The organism is Stenotrophomonas sp. HMWF003, from assembly GCF_003061285.1.
GTDB classification, from domain to species: domain Bacteria; phylum Pseudomonadota; class Gammaproteobacteria; order Xanthomonadales; family Xanthomonadaceae; genus Stenotrophomonas; species Stenotrophomonas maltophilia_AP.
The window spans coordinates 1-4,458 of sequence record NZ_QAIW01000035.1 but is presented as its reverse complement, the minus strand read 5'-3'; the positions used below and the strand labels follow the sequence as shown (position 1 = coordinate 4,458).

Here is a 4,458-nt window from a genome sequence, read left to right as displayed (position 1 = left end):
CCTGCCACAAACATTGGAGACACTCGTCAGACTCGCTGTCGGGAGCGGCGGGCATATCGTCGTCAATGCATCCAAATGCCTTCCAGCCACGCTGGAAACACTCGCTCGCATTGGTGGATCGCATGTCACTTTTCGCTTCTGAGAGGCCTGACAATTTGTTTAAGTCGAACCCGCTTCGCCGGTCGGCCTAATTCAGGGGTATGCATTTCGCACCATGAGCGAGTCCGTTGTCATTGCACTAATCGGTATCGCAGGCGCTGTCATCGGCTCTGTAGCAACGGTGGCCGCAAGCCTTGCATCGCACTGGTGGCAGGGACGAGTCGCTGCTGCCCGCGAAAAGCCAAGTAAGGATCTCCTCTTGAGCATGCTAAGTAAGCCCGGGCATCAGTGGCGCAACTTGGACACTCTCATGCATGTAATAGGCTCAGACGACACCACAACCAAACGATTGCTGCTTGAGATTGGTGCCCGCGCATCGGAGGATGGGAAACCTCTATGGGGCCTTGTTTCTCGCAACCCACTTACGTGAGGGCAAAACCAATCAATTCGCTCAAGCCCAACCCGCTTCGCGGGTCTGCTTAATTCGGGCGTAAGGGCCCATGACAGCTACCCAGCCCACGCCAGAGGAAGTTGCTACCCGTGTGATTGAACTTCATGGCGGACGAAAGGCTTTCCTCGCGCACTCCAATGCACAAGTCGAGCGACTCAATGCGAAATGGAACCAGGATTCTGCTCTTATGGGCGCATTCTGCGCGCTCATCTTTTTGTGGAGCACTTCGTGACGGAGTACTTGCATGCAAAGAATCCCTCACTCGGAGACCTAAGTACAGCCCGCCTGACTTTCGCGCAGAAGGTGGAGCTCGTGGGTGGTGCCGATCCTGCAGTCGCTTACTTGGTGCCCGGCTTGCGTCGCCTGAACAAAATTCGCAATCGCCTCGCGCACACCCTGAGTACCAGCGTCACGAACGAAGACAGAGACGCGTCCTTGCTCATCGAGCTCTTCCGCGCTCTGCGCGACGCTCTGGCGTCTCCGGCAGTTGCGAGCGTCGAGCCCGTTGATGTCCTAGAGTCCTTTGCGCAACATGCCGGGATGGCGCTTAACGCTGCTTCTGATCCCTGGGCTGGATTTTGGGTTAAAGCGCTTGTTGGCCAATCTACGGATGAGAGCTAACAATCTGTCCAAGCCAAGGCCGCTTCGCGGCGCGGCTCAACTCAATCGTTTGAAAGTCCGCTACTGGCTGGAAGCGAACCCTCAGTGTGCGCTCATGAAGTAGGCGCGATCTCGAACAGCATGTCGCCGAACTCGGTCATAGGATCGAAAGGCACGATCCCGGCCGCTTGGTTGATCTGTGCACTAGCCGCTCTATAACTACGTTGAAGCGAAATTATTGAAGTCAACATGCCCTGTCGATGCGTTGCCGAGGACGCGATGACCGGAGCACCCTCGGGGGGGGGCGAAGCTGCTCCTGATCCCCCAGCACAACCTGGTATTGGCAACTCGCGGTAGCGCGCAGTTCTTCCTTAGCATCTATGAGCTAGCGCTGCAGACCAGCTTCCGCGCTGGCTTCACCATGGAGCAGCTAATGAAGGAGATGGGGCTGGTAATCCACCAGCTTTGGCCATCCTACGAGCACACTGCTGCACAGGTCGGCCTGCATAAGAGCGTGATGCACACCGAGCCGGTACTGGGTGGGTGGTCACCCAAAAATAATCGTTTCATGGCGACGGCCTATGCCGAGAACGACATCTCGCGCCCAGCCGAGGTTCGGCCATTGGCGGGCGGGTTGGCCTCGCTTGGCGAACCCCTAGAGGGGCGAGCTTACAGTTTCGACCCGGCAGACGTTCTCGCCGCAGGCCGGCTACAGGCGGCTTGGCTCAACAGGCGGATGGGATGGAGGTGGCAGGGGGCCAGTTGTTGGCTGGGGTCTTACGGCCTAGACAGGCGCTAGTTCAGCACTTTGGGCCGGTCTAAGCGGTCAGTCATTGGGACAAATCAGACCGGGAAGGCCACTGTCGACAACGGGAAGCTGGATCAGTCTCCCGCAAACGATGCGGCTTGGGCGCTCGTCGCCTAGCGAAGGGTGTCGCCGCAGCGTGCGCTGAATTGTATCCACAGGAATATCCACAGCCGGGATGCTACAGACCCTGTGAAGCTGTCAGTGTTCCGTTTCGGGAGAACACTGTATTGCCAAAATGGGGCTTTGCGGGCTTGACTGCGCAGCTCGTTTTGGCAGGTCCGCGTGCTTATTTTCCATCCGGCTGTCAATGTGCGCCCAAACCTTTGTGCGACAAGGGATTCGAGAATTTCACTATATTGGGCGTTGACGACGCTAAATGGCCTCACTATCTTGTGGCCGTCGGGATTCCCCGGCCACCGCCGGGGCAATAAAAAGCCCCGCCTAGTTGGCGCTAGGCAGGGCGGTGTTACGCAAGCAGTGCCGAGCAGTGGCAGCAACTTACCTAGAAGTAACGGAGCGAATCATACGCCGTATGCAATACGTGTCAATTGATCGTAACTAACGATTTGTGACGTGCGTCGTAGTTCCGCTAGTTGAAGCCAAGGCTCGCCTGCAGCACAAGAGGCAAGTCGCTATGACCAGCAACACCAAGCAGTTGTCGCTTCACCTGATTCATCGTCAGATCGAGAACACCCTGATTGAGCAGCGCAAGCTCGATGGGTACATCAACGCAACCGCCATGTGTCAGGCGGTCGGTAAGCGTCTTGGGCACTACCTTGAGAACGCCACGACGGCGGCTTTTTTGGCAGAGCTTTCGACCGATGTCGGAATTCCGACATCGCTTCTGGTTCAAGTAGTTAAGGGCGGATCTGGCCCGCAGGGCACCTGGGTGCACCCGGACGTGGCTGTCCACTTGGCTCAGTGGCTGTCGCCGAAGTTCGCCGTAGCTGTGGCACGTTGGGTGCGGGAGTGGCTGTCCGGCCGCCAGCCTAGTGGCGCTCCTGCGCCTGGCCTCCCGCATCACATCCAGCGCTACCTAGCCAACAAGGACCGGGTTCCCTATACGCACTTCTCTATCCTGAGCGAGTTGGCAATTTCTTTGATCGCCCCCCTTGAGGCTCGTGGTTACACGCTGCCCGAACGTATGGTCCCTGACATCTCTGAAGGCAAGATGTTCGCCAAGTGGCTGCGAGACCAAGGGGTGGACACGTCTAAGATGCCCACTTACAAGCATCGCTATGCAGACGGGCGCGTCTGCGATGCAAAGCTGTACCCGGTCGGATACCTCCATGCATTCCGCCTTCACTTTAACGAGGTCTGGTTGCCCAACAAGGCTCACCAGTACTTCCGCGAGCGTGACCCGACGGCGCTCCCCTATCTGGATAAGATGCTGCTTGAAGCGCCTGGCGCACCAGGGCTGCCTGCCGCTTAATCTGTACGGTCCCTGCCAAGAGCGGGCAGGGATCTTTATGACCAAATCTACGACTGAGAGCGACTTCAATGGCATACAGTGATGAGTGGGAAGATGAGCACCTGACCAAGACGGGGTGGGTCAGTGGAAGCTACAAGCACGACTATGGGCGTGGAGAGATACGGCCTGTCCCGGCAGATGCAGTCCTAACCGTACGGCGCCACGTTTACGTGGGCGCCATGGGGGCAACGCCTTCGGTGGATGTCAGCGAGACTGTTCTGTCATCTGACGTGGAGCTGATCATGGAGCTTCGTAAGAAGTTTGGCGAGCCCACTTTCGCCTGCTAGCAACGAGAGCGACATAGGAGTCTGCGGTGTCAATCGCGGCCTCTGCGACGGCCGGGCGCATCCTTTAATGCCTACGCGAGCCTAGACCTCTGCGGCGCAACATCTGGCGTGAGATGGAGCCGGACCTGGCAGAGCAAGATTCTCTGAATGAGGTCTGCCTATGGCCGGAAGCGGACATTAACCAAGTACAACTGATTGGTTCACAGGCCCGCCAGAACTCCGACGCCGAACTAGATCTCGCTAACCTGCGCATCCCCGCGCCGCACCAACCGCTCCCGCAACTTGTCATACACCAGGTTGTACACATACGTGTAAGGCAGGAAGAACGCGATCAGCCCCATCTCCAACAGGAACGCATCCCAGTAGGAAATGGACAGCCACCACGCGGCCAGCAGCACTACCACCAGCACCAGCCCGCCTTCAAAGCCCACCGCATGCCCGATGCGCACCGGCACGGTCCGCTTGAAGCCGAACTTCTTTTCCACGCGCTCGAACATCGCGTTGTAGAGCATGTTCCACAGCATGGCGCAGGTGGCCAGGGCGATGGTGAGCACGCCGGTGTCGAACAGCGACTTGCCCAGCACGTACGACATCACCGGTGCGCACAGGCAGAGGGCAATGCCTTCAAACAGCACGGCGTGGACAACGCGGTCCCAGAGGGTCTTTTCAGCTTTCATGGTGCAGCACCTGATGGTCGCCGCCGGCAGGGCCGGGAGCGCGGGGAGCGGATCGAGGGAGGGGG

At 58.4% G+C, this 4,458-nt stretch carries 3 protein-coding genes; 2 read left to right on the top strand and 1 reads right to left on the bottom strand.

Going from position 1 to position 4,458, the window contains the following annotated elements; genetic code table 11:
- Window positions 1-715: 715 nt before the first annotated feature.
- Complete coding sequence (locus DBR34_RS21165; RefSeq protein ID WP_146186745.1) at window positions 716-1,171, top strand: hypothetical protein; 456 nt, start codon at window positions 716-718, stop codon at window positions 1,169-1,171.
- A 1,421-nt stretch (window positions 1,172-2,592) separates the two neighbouring features.
- Entirely contained in the window at window positions 2,593-3,390 is a 798-nt protein-coding gene (locus DBR34_RS01290; RefSeq protein ID WP_128095395.1) for a KilA-N domain-containing protein, read from the top strand.
- Window positions 3,391-3,946: 556 nt separating this feature from the next.
- On the opposite strand, the gene DBR34_RS01285 is transcribed toward DBR34_RS01290, so the two are convergent.
- Window positions 3,947-4,393: a multidrug/biocide efflux PACE transporter gene (locus DBR34_RS01285; protein WP_128095394.1), complete on the bottom strand. Its 447-nt coding sequence runs from the start codon at window positions 4,391-4,393 to the stop codon at window positions 3,947-3,949.
- Between the last annotated feature and the right edge of the window lie 65 nt (window positions 4,394-4,458).

Bases quoted from the DNA above. Each gene is read 5' to 3' on its own strand.
- DBR34_RS01285 (WP_128095394.1), bottom strand. From the start codon at position 4,393: ATGAAAGCTGAAAAGACCCTCTGGGACCGCGTTGTCCACGCCGTGCTG.
- DBR34_RS01290 (WP_128095395.1), top strand. From the start codon at position 2,593: ATGACCAGCAACACCAAGCAGTTGTCGCTTCACCTGATTCATCGTCAG.
- DBR34_RS21165 (WP_146186745.1), top strand. From the start codon at position 716: ATGGAACCAGGATTCTGCTCTTATGGGCGCATTCTGCGCGCTCATCTT.